The 1,831-nt window shown below is 34.4% G+C and carries 3 protein-coding genes; all 3 read right to left on the bottom strand.

Features of this window, described 5'->3' with window-relative positions:
• Positions 1-387 precede the first annotated feature (387 nt).
• The 3 genes from F6K13_RS31380 to F6K13_RS31370 all read right to left on the bottom strand — a co-directional run bounded on the left by F6K13_RS31380 (position 388) and on the right by F6K13_RS31370 (position 1,616).
• Positions 388-510, bottom strand: coding sequence for a hypothetical protein (locus F6K13_RS31380; protein ID WP_275670296.1), 123 nt, complete (start codon positions 508-510; stop codon positions 388-390).
• 152 nt (positions 511-662) lie between these two features.
• Entirely contained in the window at positions 663-1,265 is a 603-nt protein-coding gene (locus tag F6K13_RS31375; RefSeq protein WP_124143633.1) for a hypothetical protein, read from the bottom strand.
• Positions 1,266-1,307: 42 nt separating this feature from the next.
• Positions 1,308-1,616, bottom strand: a complete 309-nt coding sequence (locus F6K13_RS31370; protein WP_287289615.1) for a hypothetical protein — start codon at positions 1,614-1,616, stop codon at positions 1,308-1,310.
• Positions 1,617-1,831 lie beyond the last annotated feature (215 nt).

The following is a 1,831-nucleotide window of genomic DNA, read 5'->3' as shown; positions in this document are numbered from 1 at the left end:
GTGGGTGCCTCAGAAATCTCAAAACTATTGTACAATAGAAAAAATAGCTCCAAAACTATAACGTTGGAGTTTTTTGAATTTATCCAGGACTTACGCACCAAGCGCCGTATCTAGTAGGGGCGAATGGCATTCGCCCCCCTACAGATAGCGTATTGTCTAAGAATTTGCGTAAGTCCTGTTATCTATTCTATTGCTAGAGTCAGGTAAAAGCCAGAAGTTATCCTCAGTGCTTCAATTCAGTGGCACTCTCGGCGATCGCTTTTGTGGGTGTCTCAGAAATTTCAAAACTATTGTATAATAGAAAAAATAGCTCCAAAACTATAACGTTGGAGTTTTTTGAATTTATCTATTCTATTGCTAGAGTCAGGTAAAAGCCAGAAGTTATCCTCAGTGTTTCAATTCAGTGGCACTCTCGGCGATCGCTACATTTTTTACTTTGAGGCGACCTTTAATTTCTCTGAATAACTGCGGGTTCCAATTCAATAAATTGACTAATGGTTTAGATGGCATAATTAATTACTCCAATCAAATAAAGCAGGACTTACGCAGAGACTCTACATATAGTGAGGGTGAATACCATTCGCCCCTACGACTTTTGATTTCCGTGAAGCCGTATTACTTTTACTATTTTTTGAACTGTTGACTTCCGCAAAGCTAAATATTTAAGTCAGTAATTTTTGAGAATTAGATGTACCTAATTTTCTGATTTTTTTGGTCAGTTGTAAAGTTACTAATGTCAAGACACTCCACTGACCAATAATTGCAATTAACATTGATGCGATCGCTGGATAATTTAAGTCAATGGAGAGCCAAGGAAAAGTTGAAAATAGCCATAAATTTGAGTGATTATCAGGTGAAATTGACAGTAATAATAAAGCAATAGGTGGCAAATAAATTAAACTACCTAATATTCCTACTGCGCAAATAGCAGGTTTTTTGACTTTCATCAACAATACAAGTTGAACGATCGCTGCATAAATTAAAATTAAATTTAGGCTCATAATTAAAGTTAAAATAGCTCGTAATTTAATTTCATTGTCATGCCAAAGTAAAATCCATGAACTCCAAATTAAACCAGTAATAACTAGGTTAATTCCGATCGCCACTAAAGCTGGACTTTTTTCACCCCAAATTAACTCTTGTTTTAAACTAATAGCTACACCTTTAACAATTGTAGTTTCATCATTATTAATTTGTTGATGTCTGTATCTTGCCCAATCTTGCACACTTTGTCTTTGAGGTGATAACAAAGCAATGACTAACAAAAACCAGAATAAGTTAATAGTGCAGAAGAAAATCAGTGAATTTCATAAAATGTAGCTTGATTTTTCATCATTGCCAATATTTATTAATAAGAACAATGGCAGTAGATAAAAATGGAAACATCCCATTAACCAATAGCTTTGTTCTTTACTAATAATTGTGGCATTAGGATTTCGGTAACGACGATTTACAGCTTTCCAAATCCAGTAGCTTCCCAAAACTAATGCTAGGTAAATTAAAATTGGTACTCCTAATAGTTTGCCAAGCAAAATTTTCTGGCTAGATTGAGGACTAAGGCGAATAAAATTGAGAGTACCAAGACGTTTTTCTTTGGCCAGGTCCGCTACTAACATATAGACACCGCCAATTAATATTACAGCCAAAAATATCCAACTTAAAGCTTTGAATATATCTAGCCACCAATACCTAAAATAATTATGGCACTTACTATTAGTAAATCTCTTATTCCATCAGTACCAATAAGAGCGTAAGACTCATCAGTATATGATTGAATTATACTGATAATAGGAAACAAAAATACTCCGGTTAATTGCAACAATAACCGGAG

This window comes from Okeania sp. SIO2B9, from assembly GCF_010672505.1.
GTDB classification, from domain to species: Bacteria; Cyanobacteriota; Cyanobacteriia; order Cyanobacteriales; family Microcoleaceae; genus Okeania; species Okeania hirsuta.
The sequence above is the reverse complement of the archived record's forward strand: the minus strand, read 5'-3'. Positions and strand labels throughout refer to the sequence as shown.

Coding starts and splice junctions, on each gene's coding strand:
- F6K13_RS31370 (WP_287289615.1), bottom strand. CDS start 1,616: ATGTTAGTAGCGGACCTGGCCAAAGAAAAACGTCTTGGTACTCTCAAT.
- F6K13_RS31380 (WP_275670296.1), bottom strand. CDS start 510: ATGCCATCTAAACCATTAGTCAATTTATTGAATTGGAACCCGCAGTTA.